Consider the following 15,872-nt stretch of genomic DNA (forward strand, 5'->3'; position numbering starts at 1 on the left):
GCCTCGGGTTCGGGTGTCGCAGACGTTGGGCGTCGTGGTGATTGGCGTGCCTTCGAGGATGCTCCGCTCGACGTGCCTCTGCAGGCGGCTCTCGACGCGTTCATGGAGATCGGTTATCACGGCGCGACGATGCGAGACATCGCCCGGCGGGCGGGCCTGTCGGTGCCGGGCATCTACCACCATTATGCGAGCAAGCAGGACATGCTCGAGACGATTCTCGACGCGTCGATGGACGACTTGATCTGGCGGTACGAGGCCGCGATCACCGAGGCGCCGGACACCTACAGCCGCTTCACCAATGCCGTGGAGTGCATGGTCTTGTTCCATACATGGCGTCGTGATTGGGGCTTTCTCGGCCGCAGTGAGCAGCGCAGTCTCGAGGGTGAGGCCGCGGTGCGTGCCCACGAGCGACGCATCGCCACCGAACGGTCCTTGATCGGGATCGTCGAGGACGGTCGCACCGAGGGGATCTTCGCCACGAAGCAGGCCCGGGTCTCCGGCCGTGCCGTGATCATGATGTGCGTCGGGACCGTCTACTGGTTCCGCTCAGACGGACAGGACCGCCCCGAAGAGATCGCCCGTCAGTACGTCGACCTAGCACTGCGCATGGTCGAACACACCAGCACGCCGTGAACCGACGCCTCGGACGCGACCGATGATGACTCCTTGAACGAGGTCGATCCGAATGTTCCCGGAGAACTATCGAGTCTCCCGCAGACCCTCAGTGGGGGCGGGAGCGATTGACGCGAGGCGCTTGAGCTGGCTGACGTGGGACGGTTCGAGCTCGGCGATCGAAGCGACTCCAAGCAAGGTCATCGTGCGAACGATCTCCGACCTCAGGATCTCCAAGGCTCGATCCACCCCGGGACGGCCGCCCGACATCAGGCCGTACAGGTACGCGCGCCCGACCATGGTGAAGTCGGCCCCGAGTGCGATTGCCGCGACTACGTCCGCTCCGGACATGATGCCGGTATCGACACCGATCTCGATCTCCTGACCGACCTCTCGTACCACGTCGGGTAGGAGATGAAAGGGAACAGGCGCCCGATCGAGCTGACGGCCGCCGTGATTGGAGAGAACGATGCCGTCGACGCCGAGCCCGGCCAGCCGCTGTGCGTCGGCGACACTCTGGACGCCCTTGACGACGATCTTGCCCGGCCACAGTTCGCGAATCACTTCCAGGTCCGTGTGCGAAATCGTCGGGTCCATCGCCGAGTCGAGCAGTTCGCCTACCGTGCCGCCAGTCGACGTGAGGGACGCGAACTCCAGCTTGGGCGTCGTCAGGAAGTCGAACCACCACCAAGGGCGGACCATCGCGTTGGCAAATGTGCGGACCGTGACATGGGGTGGGATCGAGAACCCGTTCCGCTTGTCGCGCAGGCGCGCGCCGGCGACTGGAGTGTCGACGGTGAAATGAAGTGTGTCGAATCCGGCGGCAGCGGCGCGGCGAGTGAGCTCGAAGGAAATCTCCCGGTCGCGCATCACGTACAGCTGGAACCAGTTCCTTCCTTGGGGGTTCGCTGCTTTTACCGCCTCGATCGAGGTGGTTCCCAGTGTCGACAGCGTGAACGGAATCCCGGCCGCGCCCGCGGCGCCGGCCCCGGCAATCTCGCCCTCGGTCTGCATCAACCGCGTGAATCCCGTAGGGGCGATGGCGAGCGGTAGTGCCGCCGGTCCACCCAGGATCGTGGTCGATGTATCGACGTTCCCGAAGGATCGGAGGACGCGCGGGTGGAACTCGACATCCTCGAATGCCATCCGTGCGCGGGCGAGGGAGAGCTCCAACTCGGCCGCGCCGTCGGCGTAGTCGAAGGCCGCTCGGGGAGTGCGGCGACGGGCAATGCGGCGCAGGTCGTAGATCGTAAGCGCCGATTCCAGCCGACGCTTCCTAGGGCTGATCGTAGGGCGGTTGAACCTGACCAGGTCGAAGATCTCGCGAGGACGGGGGAACTGTCGCTGCACCATCTGGAACCGCCTTGAAGTGGTGATCTGTCTGACGCTGACTGAGCTTGAGTCGTGTGTCGTGGTGGGCCTTGCTCGAGGGCTCCGGGGCAGTTGCCTTCGCGTCTACCACCCACAAGCCGAGTGGCGCGCGTCGAGCCGCCAACCGGCCTCCGGCTAGCTTCGATGTTCGGAATGCTTGTCGAACATTAGCACCACGTCGATTCGTGTTCGGCATCTCGTGTGAGCCGCTGACCTCAGAATGGCCTTCCAGTGCGGGTGTCTTGCTGCAGATCGCTCGCGAGCGCTGCTTGTGTGCAGAACATGACTTGCCCGATCGATCGCTCGGTGCTTAGATGGCCTTCACGCGGTCGGCTGCCCGACCCGCGGTCGCGATCCGGGCGATGAGCACGTCGTAGACCCACTCTCTCGAGTGCGAGTGGTGGTCGGTTGCGAACAGTGGAAAGTGGGAAGCGCACGATGAAGAATCTGATGGCGTACTCCGCCTATTTGCCGGGCCATGTGCTCGCGCATGAAACGTTGGCCGGGGCAGTCGGTGGGCGAGGCGGTCGAGGCGGTCGTTCGGTGGCCGGCTTCGACGAGGACGCGATCACGATGGGGGTCGCCGCGGCAAGCAAGTTGCCGCCGGTCGACGAAGGCGCACCACTGTTCTTCGCAACGGCGTCGCCACCATTCGCCGACAAGACCAACGCCACCATCGTGCGAGCAGCACTTGGCTGGGATGAATGGCGGCTCGCGGTCGACCTTGCAGGTCTTCGGAGTGGGTTCGGTGCGCTCAGCGTCGCGTCCTTGACCGGCGGTGTCGCCGTCATGGGCGACCACCGACAGGGCCGAACTGGATCCGCCGACGAAGCCGATGGTGGCGCCGCGGGAGCTGCGTTTGCCTTCGGAGAAGGCCCGGACCCCGTAGCGGAAGTCCTTGCGACAGCCTCTGCGTCGACCGAGTTGATGGACGTCTGGCGGGCCCCAGGGGCCCAGTATGCCGAGTCGTGGGAGGAACGCTTCTCGCAGCACGTTCTCAGCAAGGCGATCGACGACGTAGTGGCGGAGGTCGGGAAGCGTAGCGGGATCAGCGACTCCCCCGCCGTTGTGCTGGTCGCAGCTCCTCAGCGACGCTTCGCCCTAGGTAGGGCGAAGGCGCTCGGCGCTCTCGACACGTCCGATGTCCTTTCAGTCCATCGTTCCCAGGTGGGCTACTGCGCCGCCGCTGATGTGGGGGTTCAGCTTGCACGCGCCCTGGACGTGTCGCGAGCGGGTGACATCGTTCTCGTGATCAATGCGGTCGGGAGTGTTGATGCGATGACGCTTCGGGTGCTGCGGGACGGCCCAGGAGTCGACGGATGGACACAGTGGCTGGAGTCCCGTCGCTCCCTGAGTTACGTCGAGTTCCTGACGTGGATCGGCCGGCTCGGGCGGGAGCCTGCGCGTCGCCCCGAGAAGCCGGGTGTGGCAGCGCCTCCAGCGGTCCGGAATGCCTCGTGGAAGTACGCGATGACAGGTGGGCAGTGCCGCCAGTGCGGGAAGGTCTATCTGCCAGCGCATCGCGTGTGCGGAGGGTGTGGTGCGGTTGACAGCCAGACACCGTACTCGGTGGCATCTCGGCAAGGCCGGGTCGCGGCGATCAGTACGGATGCGGTGACTGATTCGCCGTCGCCCCCGGCGATTGCGGCCATGGTCGACTTCGACGGCGGCGGCCGGATCATGATGGAGATCGCCGACTCGGCTGCAGGCGAGATCGCCCTTGGTGACGTCGTTGAACCCGTGTTCCGTCGGGTCTACGAGGTCAAGGGAATTCCGAACTACTTCTGGAAGGCACGTCGAGTCATGGGAGCCGAGGCATGAGTAAGGGGTTGCACGACAGGATCGCCATCGTCGGCATGGGCTGCACGAACTTCGGTGAGCTCTGGGACAGCTCGAGCGACGATCTTGCAGTAGATGCGGTCGAAGCCGCGATCGCTTCGGTCCCGGGCCTGAACAAGTCCGACATTGAAGCCTACTGGTACTCGACACTCGCGACGGGTCACTCGGGTTTGCCCCTAGCGAAGGCTCTGAAGGTTGAGCGACCCGTGTCCCGGGTCGAGAACTACTGCGCTAGCGGTTCAGACGCGTTCCGGAACGCGGCGTTCGCCGTGGCCGCCGGAGTGTATGACGTGGCAATGGCGGTCGGGGTGGAGAAACTGAAGGACTCCGGATACTCGGGGCTTACGGTCGATGATCCGCCGAGCGACAACACACTTCCAGAGATCAGCAATCCAGCCTCCTACGCGATGCTCCCAGCGTCGTACAGCGAACACTACGGCGTCGATCCGGCGGAGTTGCGCCAAGCGCTGACCCACGTTGCTTGGAAGAACCACAGCAACGGAGCACTCAATCCCCGCGCTCAGTACAAGTCGGTCGTCTCGAAGGAGACCATCGATGCCGCGCCGCGAGTAGCGGGCGACCTGAGCGTCTTCGACTGTTCGGGCGTTGCGGATGGCGGTGCTGCCGCGATCATCGTCCGCGCTGAGGATGCATACAAGTACACCGACATGCCGATGTTCCTGAAGGGGATGTCGCTCCATGCGGGGTCCAGTTCCGGGGCGTCGACAGCGGGGCAGCGGCACGTGACATTCCCGGAGGTCACGGCCTGCGCCAAGGCTGCATACGCAGAGGCAGGCGTGACTGATCCACGCACCCAGATCTCCATGGCCGAGGTGCACGACTGCTTCACGCCCACCGAGATGATCCTGCTGGAAGATCTCGGGTTCTCCGAGCGTGGACAGGGCTGGAAGGACCTGATCGCAGGCCGTTACGATCTTGATGGGGACCTCCCCGTCAACCCCGATGGCGGTCTCAAGTCGTTTGGACACCCTGTCGGTGCCAGCGGTCTGCGCATGATGTTCGAGCTCTGGCTGCAGTTTCGAGGTGAGGCGGGTGCACGCCAGCTCGACAACCCGACCCTTGGCCTGACCCACAACATGGGCGGATTGCCTGGCGAATTCGTCAGCTTCATCGCATTGTTCGGCGCGGAGCTTGATCGATGACGGGAGTCGTCCGCAGGGTGCTTGTCGTTGGCGCAGGTCAGATGGGCGGCGGAATCGCGCAAGTGGCGGCCCGGGCGGGGTTCGACGTCACACTGGTCGACACGACGGACGATGCGCTCGACCGAGGACTCGCCAGCATCCGCGGCAGCCTTGACCGCTTCGTGCGTTCGGGGCACATCAACTCGGAGGACGCGGCTCGGGCCCTCGACCGCATCGATACATCGGTGGATGTGTCCAGCTCAGCGAGCGGGGCCGACCTGGTGATCGAGGCGATCGTGGAGGATCTTGGTGCCAAGCAGGGGCTCTTTGCCCTGCTTGACGCGGCATGCTCACCTGAAGTTGTCTTGGCGACCAACACTTCGCAGTTCCAGATCGGCCGGATCGCCGAGTCGTGTCAACATCGGGATCGTGTCATCGGGGTTCATTTTTCCAACCCACCCCCGCTCATGCCGCTCGTTGAGGTGATCCTCGGCGCCCTGACGAGTCCCCGCACACTCGATGTCGTGAACGACTTTCTCGTGACTTGCGGCCGTGAGACCGTGCTGTGCCGCAAGGACGTGCCGGGATTCATCTCCAACCGGCTCAGCACTGCCCTGTTCATGGAAGCGGCCCGCCTGGCCGACGAGGAAATTGCCTCGCCGGCGGACATCGACAAGGTGGCTCGGCTCATGTACGGCCACAAGATGGGACCTCTTGCGACCCTCGACCTAGCAGGACTCGACACGGCCTTGAAGGTGTCGACCGCGTTGAGCGAACACTACGGCGGGGACCGTTTCACGCCGCCGCCCATCTTGGCTCGTCTCGTCGCCGAAGGCCGGTTCGGAAGGAAGACCGGGTCCGGATTCTACGAGATTGCTTGAGCGCGTCCGGTGAGCCGGTCCGCACCTCGACGGTCATCTCGACCTCGATCGCCCAGCGGCTCGGATCGCGAAATGAGCGGCGCCATCATTGCGTCACCTCGGTCAAAACTCCATCACGAGTGACTGACCGCCCTAGGTGCCGAAGGGGAGTCCAAGTGCCTAGTGTCGCGCGCACACGGAATCCTTGGACGGTTCGACGCCGCCATGGCACGCCCCTCGCTGCGTTGGCAGCACTCGGAAGACAGCCGGTATGCCGTCGTGCCGCCGCCTTGCGAGGCACGCACCCTGACGACGCCAACCATCCAACTACTTCGCACCCGCGCCGCTAGAGGGACCGTTCTTACCTACGACTTCCACGACCACTTGGGCTATCTCGACGTGCACGGCGATGGCGCACGGATCCGCTTCGTTCGCAGCTCGGTCGTGGCAGTCGAGCGACGAGATCTCGAGGTGGGAGAGGAGGTCGAGTTCGACGTTGTCCAGTGCCGAGGAACTTTCTGGGCCGAGAACCTCCGCCGCATCGACCGCCCCCGCAATGTCGGCGGTCGGGGTGTTCCGCCGGGAGTTCAGCTGTTCGGGGACGCAAGACGGAGTTGTTTTTCTGCGGCATCGGGGAGACGAGACAACGTTGCCGGTCCATCTCGCCGATCCTCCGCTGCGAGCGCCGCCTGCAGCCGCTGCCGCGATACATTGACTTCACGCGGGGCGCTGTCCGCCTTGACTCAGCCAACCGCTCAGGATCGCTTCCAGCGCCTGACGCGCGAGACGCTGTGCCCGCTCATTGCCGACGGAGTCGAGGCGCCCGAGGGCTCCTATTCCGTACAAGGTGCCCCACACCACGTCGCATGCATCGCGGTTGTCTCCCAAGTCGACCCGCTGACTGCTGGCCCACACCCCCAGCCAATCCTGGAGCAGATCCAGAACCGGCTCAACGATGGCGCTTCGCTGTACGGACTCCACCGCCACCACGTTCATCGCGTCGAACAGGTGAGGGTGTTGCCCAGCGAAGCGCACGTAAGAGGTCGCTGCGCTTAGAAGACGCAGGGAGGGATCGGTCTGAGCAGATACCTCTTGCAGTTCCGCGGTGAGCATCTGATAGCCGTGTGACACCAGCTCGAGCACAAGTGCGTCCTTGTTCTCGAAGTGCTGGTAGACGATCGGTGCCGTGTAGTCCATCTCCGTTGCTACACGCCTCGTCGTCACGGCCGTCGTGCCCTCTTGTTCGAGAAGCTGGAGAGCGGTCTCGACGATGCGTCGACGCATAGCGGCCCGCTCCTTGCTGCGCCGCGAGCTGCTGGCGGTCTCCTCCACCCGTTGCCCTCCTGTGCCTTGCGTGTAGTCTAACAACGTTAGACAATCTTCCGATGTTAGGAGCCGTGATGATCTATCACATCAATCGAGTCAGCATGAAGCCGAGCGCGACGGCGGAGCAAGTCGAGGCGGCACTGCAGAGCTGGCGCAATCAGGGCCAGACCATCCGGGCGGTCAAGTCATACGTCGTGGGCCGCGACCTTGGCGGCGACTACGAGTACAGCGCAGTCTTCGCAGTGGAGGATCTGGATGGGCTCTTCGAGTACCTCACGCATCCGACCACGTACGAGACTGACCATCTCGGGCTGAGTCTCGTCGAACGCCTCGACATCTTCGACGTGAGTGACGACAACGACCCCGAGCTCAACGCGAAGATCCAGGAGCTTCACCGACGCCGTAATGCTCTCAATCCGGAGATCGCCAGCATGCTCGCTGACGTCCCGACCTACAAGGGGGCCGGCGTTGATGACTGATGCGCCCGCAGTGAACCAGCCCTGCCGCGAGCAGGGCGCTGCGATCAATGTGGCTGCTAGCTGGCCCGTCAACGCGAGAAGGGCGCGCCCAACATTTAAGGCAGACGGCGAGTGGAGGGGCGGAAATGGCTGACTACGTCATCCTCGGTGCCGGGTCAATCGGCTCCAACATCGCGCGCCTGCACACCCGGCGCGGGGAGCGCGTCCGAGTCGTCACTCGTAGCGGCTCGGGACCAGATCACCCACTCGTCGAGAAGGTCGCTGTTGATGCGTCCGACGCAACGCGCCTGACCGAATTGTCCCGGGGCGCGAGAGTGATCTATCACGCCGCGAATCCGCCCTCCTACACGATGTGGGAACGCATGCTTCCGCCTCTCCAGGATGCGGCAATCGCCGCGGCGAAAGCCAACGACGCAGTTCTCGCACTCACGGGGAGTATGTACGCCTACGGGCCTCAGCCCGATGGACACATGGACGAACACACGCCGATGAATGCCACGGGAAGAAAAGGCCGACTTCGTAGGCGTCTGTGGGAACGGGCCCAGGCGGCCGACATCCGCACAGTCGAGGTGCGTGGCTCGGACTATGTCGGCAGAGGGGCTGCCGGCATCTATTCCATGGTCATCGGACCAGCGTTGGAGAAGGGGAAGACAGCCTGGATGCCGGGTGATCTGGATACGCCGCACACGTTCACCTACAACAAGGACATGGCCGCAGCCCTGGTCGCGTTGTCCGATGACCAGCGTGCCTGGGGGCATGCCTGGCATGTGCCTTCACCGCCAGCCATCTCGCTACGAGACCTCGCGCACCGCTACGCTGCGGCCGCTGGCAAGCCACCGGTCAAGCTCGTCCGAATGCCACGCTTTGTCATGCGCACGGCGGGGTATGTTGTGCCGATTGCTCGAGAGATGGCCGAGATGGACTACCAGTGGTACTCGCCCTTCCGGATGGATGCCACGCGGACCGCGAACATGTTTGGCCTTACAGCGACGGATATCGACACCGCAATCGAGGACGAGGTCGCCGGCGCCGGTCCCAGTAGTGAGTGACCGGATGAACGCCACGGCTTTCGGCCGCAGGGTCGAAGTGACCAAGGTTCCGACGTCCGCTGCTGAGAGCGATAGCACGATCGCGGATACACTGTGACGTGAACTGGCGGGATTCGGACACGTCACCGGGGTGCAGAAGCGTTGGGCTTTCAGCGATTTCGGGCATCACCGAAGTTCGTGAAACGGTCAATCTCGAGCTCTAATCCCACCGCCAGCTGACAGCCGGATCCCCTGGGGGGTCCGGCTGTCACTCTTTCAGCGGGCTCTGTTCCCCTGCATATGCGGAGAATGAGCGTTCTTGGGTGTTGCAACAATCGAGAAGGCGACGGAACACGACGTCGCCGACGGCGACCTTGATGGCGGTGAACCCCGCCGCGCGTCCTGCGTGAGCAGGGCGGTTAGATCGCCGCACGGACCCACCGCGACTGGACGTGCTCCAATACCCGGTCGCGTCACCCGGTCGCAATCGATGATCGGAGACGATTTGGATGGAGTCGGAGACGGTGATCGAGGTGGCCCGGCGGGCGGCGGGCCTGTCGCGGCGTCGTCTGGCGGAGCTGGCCCAGACCCAGCAGTCGTCGGTCTCGGAGCCCTAGAGTCGCTGCACGCAGGTGCGCACGGCATGGCAGGGTTTCGGGCGTGTCCAAAGCCGAACCGTCCTCTGCTCCGGGTCGCGGCCGACCTCCGGTGTCTTCGCGTGCAGCTATCGAGCAGCACGCGATGGCGCTCTTCTTGGAGCGTGGGTATGCAGGTACGACAATGGCGATGATCGCTGCCGAGAGCGGCCTGAGTCGAAGTAGTGTCTTCCGGTACTGGGGATCGAAGTCCGAGATCATCTGGGCGGAGTTCGACGCCCACACCGCGCATCTGCGCGAGTTGCTCGACGCAGCTGATCCCACCCCGCCCACGATGACGGTGATCCGGTCCGCCGTGGTGGCGAACCTGTCCCGTTCCATCGACGCGTCGGCGATGTGGCTCGAGCGTTTCATGATCCTGGACAGAACTCCGGAGCTGCGGGTCGAGGAGTCGGCTCGCTGGCTCGCCTGGGCAAGCGAGGTCGCCGAATACGTCGCTCGGCGTCACGGACTCCCGGTCGACGGCGTCACAGCCCAGAGCATCGGCTCGGCAGTCCAAGCCGCCTTCCTGGCCACCCTTCGGCAGTGGGCGAAGAGTGCGGAACCGCCGCGCGATGGAGTCGCCCAGGCGGACGCCGCGCTGGCGCCGCTCTGTGCGGCACTTCAGGGATGGCTGGACCAGGTCTAGGCGAGCACCTTTATTTTGGAACTCGGTCCCATTAATCTCGAAGGAGGTCTCGGCATCGCGAGACCGCGCAAGCCGTGATCACACGGCGGCGGAACCGATATGAACGGAAGTCGACATGGGAAAGCTCGACGGCAAGGTCGCCATCGTCACTGGCGCGGCCCAAGGGATGGGCGAAGCGCACGCGCGACGATTCGTCGCTGAGGGCGCCAAGGTGGTGCTCACCGACGTCAATGAGGCGGTCGGCAGCCAGCTCGCAAACGAACTCGGGAGCGACGCGCTGTTCATCCGCCACGACGTCGCCTCGCTCGAGGACTGGGTGCGGGTCGTGAGCCGCGCGGAGGAGTCGTTCGGGCCTGTGACCATCCTCGTGAACAACGCCGGAATCTTGGGGCCTATCAAGGACGTCGTCGAGATCGAGCCTGAGGAGTACCTCCGGGTCATCGCGATCAACCAGCACTCACAGGTGTGGGGGATGAAGACCGTGATCCCGTCGATGCGTAAGGCCGGCGGCGGCTCGATCGTGAACATCAGCTCGACCGCCGGGATGGTTTCAGTCGTCGGAGCCCCGAACCTGGGATACGTGGGCAGCAAGTTCGCTTCCAGAGGCATGACCAAGCAGGTCGCAGTGCAGTTTGGCCCCGAGCAGATCAGGGTGAACTCGGTGCACCCCGGCTACATCAAGACTCCGATGATGGTCGCTGCCACGGACAGTGACGGCGGTGGCATCGCCGACGCCGTACCGCTCCGTCGGATGGCCGAACCGGAGGAGGTCGCAAGCCTCGTCCTGTTTCTCGCCTCCGATGACTCGTCCTACATCAGCGGCATGGAGCACGTCATCGACGGCGGGCTCACGGCGTCCTAAGCATCGATTGCTTGGCGCTGTCGGCGCCGCTGGTTGTGCGATCGGGGTGTTCGCTGCTCAGTCGGCGAGCACCCCGAGCCTCGCTCTCGGGCGAGGGCTCACACCGTGTGCGCGCGTGGAACTCCCCGCTGAGGACTGCTGGCCGAACGCGTAGGCAACCAGACGGGTGCCGACTGCTCCTGGTCCGGGAGCTGTCCGCAGAAGAACTTCAGGTGCAATCGCGCAGGCTGGTTCGAGCCCCGCACCGCGTTGACGGATCAGCGGGGTCGCGATACGCCACGACGACGCAGAACATCCAGCGTCGTCGTCGCCCGAACCGGACGCTGTTTGCCCTGTGCGCCGAGTGGGAACCGTGCCGGAAGTCGCGGGGGTGACGACGCTCAAGGAGAACCATCATGGGTTACGGCATCGGCGCATTCCTGCTCGCTCTCGGATTGATCCTGGCTCTAGCCGTTCAAGACGCCATCAGTGGCGTCGACCTGACCACGGCCGGGTGGATCCTCGCGGCAGTCGGCGCCATCGCACTGGTGCTCACCGCGGTCACCTTGAACAGCCGTGGACGCGGTTCGCGGATCCGGACGACGTCCACACATTCGGACGGCAGCCAGACGGTCCGCGAGACTCGCTCCGACCTCGGATGACGGCCCTGCGTGCCAGGCGAGGTCGCCGTGCTGCTGGTGCACGAGCATGACTGGCACCTGCGAGAGGTCCGGCATGAGGAGGGGAACGCCATCGAGGAGTACGCCTGCACGGGCTGCCCGGCAGTGACGTTCAGGTGACCAGACGCTGGTCCTCGGCGATGTAACGGAACGACCTGGCCGCGACATGAACCCTTTGTCGGCGGCCCTGACCACCGCCACCCCCGCGAGTCAGGGCCGCCGACGACCCCTCCGCGCCTTCACGATCTTGTCACGCGGCGTGGGGTGACCGACGATCGGCGATCGTCCGGATGCGCGTCAGTTTGGGAGTAGTCGGTCCCTCGGCGTGCCCGGTGGAGCGCGGCTGCATCGGGCACGCGGTCACCCGACGTGGGCCGTCCCAAAAAGATCTCGGCAGGCGCGTAAGGAATCACCCCGGTCGTGAGTCCTTGGTATTGCCGTGTCCGCACCTGGGCACGTGCAGTCCCTCAGAGGAGAGCACGCATGCGTTTCCCGTCGTCACTACCACTCCGTCGCCCGGTGCCGCCCAGAGGCTCCTCGAGGGCCACCCATCTGGCTCTCGCCACGGCGGTCGTCGCCACCGGGCTCAGCGTCCTCGTCGGTGGCCCCAGTGCCGTCGCCGCTCCGGCGCCGGACCCGGTCGCCTTCACGGCCGGCGTCGGGGCCTACTCAGGCACGGTGCCGGACGGTTCGTGCTTCGTCGACGTCCGGGTGACCGGCGGCGCGGGGGGACACAACATGGTCGGCAACGGCGTGAGCCAGCCCGACGCCAACGGCGCGGCGGCCCGGATCAGCACCCGGTTCGCCGTCGTGCCCGGTGAGTCGTTCGGCGGAGTCGTGGGCGGCGGTGGCGGGCAGAACCGCACGGCTGGCAGCAACGGCGGTGGCAACGGTGGCGCGCTCACCGGCTCGAACCAGATCCACCCGGGCGCCGGCGGTGGTGGCTGGACCTCGCTGCAGCTCGACGGAGTCGACGCCGTGGTGGCTGGCGGCGGCGGCGGCTCGGGCGGCGGGCACTCCTTGAACCAGGGCGGCGGCGGCGACGCAGGGCTGCCCGCCGCCCCCGGCGTCACGGCCGGCGCGGCCGGCGTCGACGGTCTCGACGACCCCGCGGCGAACGTCGTCAACGCTGGCGCGGGCGGCGACTCGGGCGGTCCCGGGGCAGGCGGCGCCAACAGTGCCGACAGTTCGCGGAGCGGCGCCCCGGGTGCGGGCCGCGTCGGAGGCGACGCCGGTCCGGACAGCACTCCCGACACGGGCGGCGGCGGTGGTGGCGGCTGGTTCGGTGGCGGCGGCGCTGCCTCGACCGTGGGCAACGGCAACGGCGGTCTCAGCCAGGGTGGCGTCACCGGCGCCGGCGGTGGCGGCGGCGCCAGCTTCATCGCCGCCGACAGCCCGGGCCTGCCCGGTTTCGCAGCCTCCGGCATCAGCTCGGAAGCCGTGGGTGAGCGGGCGACGGCGGGTGTCGGCCAGAACGGCGATGTCAGGCTCGACTTCGTCCCCTGCGACTACGACCTCGCGGTGACCAAGACTGTCGACAACACCACGCCGGCTCCGGGCGACACCGTGACCTGGACGGTCACCGTCACCAACAACGGTCCCGAGCCGATGATCCGCGGTGACCTGCTCACCATCGACGACACCCTGCCCGGGCCTGGCGCCAAGACGGTCACGTCCGTGGCCGTCAGCGGCGGCAGCAACGACCGCGGGCTGTCGCGCGGAGCGGTGACCTGCGGAGTGGCCGCCGGCGACCCCATGCCCGCCTCCCTCACGTGCTCGCGCCCGTACGCCGACGACGTGTCCAGCTCTCCCGATTCCGGGACCCGCGGCATCGACTCCGGGGAGACGGTGACCATCGTCTACACGCAGGAAATCCCGGCAGGCACCGCCGACGGCACCAGCATCGAGAACGTCGTCACGGTCACCGACCGCGGAGCGCCCGGCGACAACACCGACGACGCCACCGTGACCGTGACCGCCGGACCCCCCGTTGCGACGGATGACTCCCGCAACACCCCGTTCGACACTCCGGTGACCCTCCCCGCGACCGACAACGACGACCCGAGCGACCCCGGGACGCCTCTGGTCCCTGCTTCCACCGTGTTCACCAGCCCGGACGCGACCGACAACGGCAAGACCCTGGTGACCCCGGAGGGCACCTGGAAGGTCAACGCCGATGGGACGGTCACGTTCACCCCGGCTCCCGGCTACACCGGGACCACCCCGCCGGTCGAGTACCGGATCACCGACGCCGCCGGTGGCACCGACACGGCCGACCTGGTCGTCACCGTCCGTCCCGGCCCCTCCGCCACCCCGAACACCGACACGACGCCGCAGGACGTCGACGTCACCGTGGACCCGCTGCCCAACGACACCCCCGGCCCCCTGGCCGACGGATCGGCAGGCAGCTGGGACAAGGCCACGGTCGTGTTCCCCGCCGGCCCGAACCCGGGCACCGTGTCCAACGGGGGCAAGACGCTGACCGTCCCGGGTGAGGGCGTCTACACGATCGACCCGGTCTCCGGCGAGGTCACCTTCGACCCCGAGCCGCAGTTCACGGGTGTCGCCACCGCCGTGACCTATCGGGTCACCGACTCCAACGGCAACGACGCCACGTCGACGGTGACGATCACGGTGACGCCCATCGTCCCCGTGGCGAACGACGACGCCGCCGACACGGCGTACGACACGCCGGTCACCCTGCCGGCGGTGACCGACGACGCGGCTGGTGCTTCCTCGGCACCGCTGGTGCCGGGTGCGACGGTCTTCACCAGCCCGAACGCGACGAACGGCGGCAAGACCCTGGTCACGTCGGAGGGTACGTGGCAGGTGAACAACGACGGTTCGGTCACCTTCACCCCGGTCCCCGGATACACCGGGACGACGCCCGCTGTGGAGTACCGGATCACCGACGTGAACGGCACCACGGACACGGCCGCGTTGACGGTGACGGTGCGTCCCGGGCCGTCGGCTCGACCCGACACTGGCGCGACTCCTCACGACACCCCCATCACAGTGCCCCTGCTGCCCAACGACACCCCCGGCCAGAACGCCGACGGGACGCCGGGCGACTGGGATCGCTCGACGGTGGTCTTCACCTCTCCGAATGCCACCGACGAGGGCCGGGTCCTGCAGGTGCCGGGCGAAGGCACCTACACCATCGACCCGGTCACGGGTGCGGTCACGTTCGACCCCGAGTCCGGCTTCTCGGGCCGGGCCACGCCGGTGGAGTACCAGGTGCGCGACAGCAAGGGCCACGCTGCGCGCTCCACGCTGACGATCACCGTCACCCCCGCACCCCTTCCCCCTGCCGCGCATGACGGCTTCGACCTGGTGCTGGACAAGCGGGCGGTCAGCGGGACCCAGGTGCGGGTCGGCGGGGCCGTGCGCTACAAGCTCACGGTCAGCAACAAGGGCAAGGACGCCGCGAAGGGGCCGATCACGCTGACCGACCCGCTGCCCAAGGGACTCGAGCTGGTCTCGGCCACGGGCAAGGGCTGGACGTGCAAGACCCGCAAGGCGTCCGACACCGTCACGTGCGTGCTGAAGAAGGGCCTCGGGGCCCACAAGAAGGCAGCTCCCGTGTTCGTGGTCGCCAAGGCGACCAAGGCCGCTCTGGGTCGCGCCGTGAACGTCGCCAACGTGCGCGTCGCCGGTGAGACCGTCCGGTCGAACAACAAGGGCAAGGCCGCCGTCACCGTGGCTCCCGCCCAGCTGCCCGCCACCGGGTTCCGTCTCGCACCGCCCGGGATGTGATGCAGTGACACGTGGACGGCTCCACCGCAACATCCGAGCCGTCCTCGTCCACGGGGTCGTGCTGGGCGTCGCAATCGCGGCGTCCGCCACGACCCCGTGGGTCGTGTCGGCTCATGCCGACACGACCCGGGCGAGGGCACAGTGCACGTCGGTCGACCACGGGTTCCGGCCCACCACGATCGCGGTCGAGGGTGTGCTCCGCGCGACCAAGGTCCTCGCCCGCGGGCAGGACAGGAACGGGGTTCCCCAGCCCCCGCCGCTCACCGCACGGGGCAAGTGGCAGCTCGCCTGGGACAAGGCAGCCGGGGTCCGTCCCGGTGACGACAGGGGTGTCGTGCGCTTCACCGCGCACACCTATCCCTATGACAACCCGCCACCGGCACTGGGCAACCTCCTCCTCAAGCGCCTGCGCACCGGCGCCCGGCTGACGGTCTCCGGCGCCGGAGGAGAGCAGATGTGCTACCGGGTGACCCGGCGCCAGCAGGTCCGCGCCGACGCGTTCGTCTCGGGCTACTACGACACCGTCGGCAAGCCCCGCCTGGCCATCCTGGTCTGCTCGGGCAAGCGTCGGGGTCCGGGGGACTGGACCCACCGCACGATCTGGTACGCCGTCCCGGTGCCTGCCGCAGACAAGTGAGTGGCGTCCGCGCGCGG

At 66.5% G+C, this 15,872-nt stretch carries 14 protein-coding genes; 12 read left to right on the top strand and 2 right to left on the bottom strand.

Annotation, left to right across the window (positions count from 1 at the left end; translation table 11 throughout):
* A partial coding sequence (locus tag ABEA33_RS08460) for a TetR/AcrR family transcriptional regulator (protein WP_345526316.1) occupies positions 1-633 on the top strand: 633 nt, incomplete at its 5' end.
* A gap of 66 nt (positions 634-699) precedes the next feature.
* Here the strand turns inward: ABEA33_RS08460 and ABEA33_RS08465 are convergent.
* Positions 700-1,965 (bottom strand): alpha-hydroxy acid oxidase, encoded by a 1,266-nt coding sequence (locus tag ABEA33_RS08465; RefSeq protein WP_345526317.1) that lies wholly within the window; start codon positions 1,963-1,965, stop codon positions 700-702.
* 561 nt (positions 1,966-2,526) lie between these two features.
* On the opposite strand from ABEA33_RS08465, the gene ABEA33_RS08470 reads away from it, so the two are divergent.
* From ABEA33_RS08470 to ABEA33_RS08480, 3 genes are read left to right on the top strand one after another with little or no spacing between them, the layout of a single operon-like run.
* A complete protein-coding gene (locus tag ABEA33_RS08470; RefSeq protein WP_345526318.1) occupies positions 2,527-3,804 on the top strand; it encodes an OB-fold domain-containing protein in 1,278 nt (425 codons plus the stop codon).
* Entirely contained in the window at positions 3,801-4,985 is a 1,185-nt protein-coding gene (locus tag ABEA33_RS08475; protein WP_345526319.1) for an acetyl-CoA acetyltransferase, read from the top strand. The genes ABEA33_RS08470 and ABEA33_RS08475 overlap by 4 nt, the downstream gene beginning before the upstream one ends.
* On the top strand, positions 4,982-5,845 hold the full coding sequence (locus tag ABEA33_RS08480; RefSeq protein ID WP_345526320.1) for a 3-hydroxyacyl-CoA dehydrogenase family protein: 864 nt from the start codon (positions 4,982-4,984) through the stop codon (positions 5,843-5,845). The genes ABEA33_RS08475 and ABEA33_RS08480 overlap by 4 nt, the downstream gene beginning before the upstream one ends.
* A gap of 696 nt (positions 5,846-6,541) precedes the next feature.
* Here ABEA33_RS08480 and ABEA33_RS08485 read toward each other — a convergent pair.
* Positions 6,542-7,156 (bottom strand): TetR/AcrR family transcriptional regulator, encoded by a 615-nt coding sequence (locus tag ABEA33_RS08485; RefSeq protein ID WP_345526322.1) that lies wholly within the window; start codon positions 7,154-7,156, stop codon positions 6,542-6,544.
* A gap of 68 nt (positions 7,157-7,224) precedes the next feature.
* On the opposite strand from ABEA33_RS08485, the gene ABEA33_RS08490 reads away from it, so the two are divergent.
* The 8 genes from ABEA33_RS08490 to ABEA33_RS08525 all read left to right on the top strand — a co-directional run bounded on the left by ABEA33_RS08490 (position 7,225) and on the right by ABEA33_RS08525 (position 15,855).
* Positions 7,225-7,629 carry a Dabb family protein gene (locus ABEA33_RS08490; protein WP_345526323.1) on the top strand — a complete coding sequence of 135 codons (405 nt, stop codon included), beginning with the start codon at positions 7,225-7,227 and terminating at the stop codon, positions 7,627-7,629.
* Positions 7,630-7,754: 125 nt separating this feature from the next.
* Positions 7,755-8,678: an NAD-dependent epimerase/dehydratase family protein gene (locus ABEA33_RS08495; RefSeq protein ID WP_345526324.1), complete on the top strand. Its 924-nt coding sequence runs from the start codon at positions 7,755-7,757 to the stop codon at positions 8,676-8,678.
* A gap of 720 nt (positions 8,679-9,398) precedes the next feature.
* Positions 9,399-9,941 (top strand): acyl-CoA-like ligand-binding transcription factor, encoded by a 543-nt coding sequence (locus tag ABEA33_RS08500; RefSeq protein WP_345526325.1) that lies wholly within the window; start codon positions 9,399-9,401, stop codon positions 9,939-9,941.
* Between the two features lie 115 nt (positions 9,942-10,056).
* Positions 10,057-10,803, top strand: coding sequence for a glucose 1-dehydrogenase (locus ABEA33_RS08505; protein ID WP_345526326.1), 747 nt, complete (start codon positions 10,057-10,059; stop codon positions 10,801-10,803).
* Positions 10,804-11,198: 395 nt separating this feature from the next.
* Positions 11,199-11,444, top strand: coding sequence for a DUF6458 family protein (locus ABEA33_RS08510; RefSeq protein ID WP_345526327.1), 246 nt, complete (start codon positions 11,199-11,201; stop codon positions 11,442-11,444).
* A 9-nt stretch (positions 11,445-11,453) separates the two neighbouring features.
* The gene (locus tag ABEA33_RS08515) at positions 11,454-11,582 is read left to right on the top strand and encodes a hypothetical protein (protein WP_345526328.1); all 129 of its coding nucleotides are present in this window, start codon (positions 11,454-11,456) and stop codon (positions 11,580-11,582) included.
* A gap of 363 nt (positions 11,583-11,945) precedes the next feature.
* A complete protein-coding gene (locus tag ABEA33_RS08520; RefSeq protein ID WP_345526329.1) occupies positions 11,946-15,218 on the top strand; it encodes an Ig-like domain-containing protein in 3,273 nt (1,090 codons plus the stop codon).
* Positions 15,219-15,222: 4 nt separating this feature from the next.
* Complete coding sequence (locus ABEA33_RS08525; RefSeq protein ID WP_345526330.1) at positions 15,223-15,855, top strand: class F sortase; 633 nt, start codon at positions 15,223-15,225, stop codon at positions 15,853-15,855.
* Positions 15,856-15,872 lie beyond the last annotated feature (17 nt).

The sequence above is a fragment of the Nocardioides endophyticus genome (assembly GCF_039543845.1).
Lineage (GTDB): Bacteria > Actinomycetota > Actinomycetes > Propionibacteriales > Nocardioidaceae > Nocardioides > Nocardioides endophyticus.

Excerpts from the sequence above, each read along its gene's own strand:
- ABEA33_RS08505 (WP_345526326.1), top strand. The coding sequence starts at position 10,057 with ATGGGAAAGCTCGACGGCAAGGTCGCCATCGTCACTGGCGCGGCCCAA.
- ABEA33_RS08495 (WP_345526324.1), top strand. The coding sequence starts at position 7,755 with ATGGCTGACTACGTCATCCTCGGTGCCGGGTCAATCGGCTCCAACATC.
- ABEA33_RS08480 (WP_345526320.1), top strand. The coding sequence starts at position 4,982 with ATGACGGGAGTCGTCCGCAGGGTGCTTGTCGTTGGCGCAGGTCAGATG.
- ABEA33_RS08510 (WP_345526327.1), top strand. The coding sequence starts at position 11,199 with ATGGGTTACGGCATCGGCGCATTCCTGCTCGCTCTCGGATTGATCCTG.
- ABEA33_RS08465 (WP_345526317.1), bottom strand. The coding sequence starts at position 1,965 with ATGGTGCAGCGACAGTTCCCCCGTCCTCGCGAGATCTTCGACCTGGTC.
- ABEA33_RS08520 (WP_345526329.1), top strand. The coding sequence starts at position 11,946 with ATGCGTTTCCCGTCGTCACTACCACTCCGTCGCCCGGTGCCGCCCAGA.
- ABEA33_RS08500 (WP_345526325.1), top strand. The coding sequence starts at position 9,399 with ATGGCGCTCTTCTTGGAGCGTGGGTATGCAGGTACGACAATGGCGATG.
- ABEA33_RS08475 (WP_345526319.1), top strand. The coding sequence starts at position 3,801 with ATGAGTAAGGGGTTGCACGACAGGATCGCCATCGTCGGCATGGGCTGC.
- ABEA33_RS08490 (WP_345526323.1), top strand. The coding sequence starts at position 7,225 with ATGATCTATCACATCAATCGAGTCAGCATGAAGCCGAGCGCGACGGCG.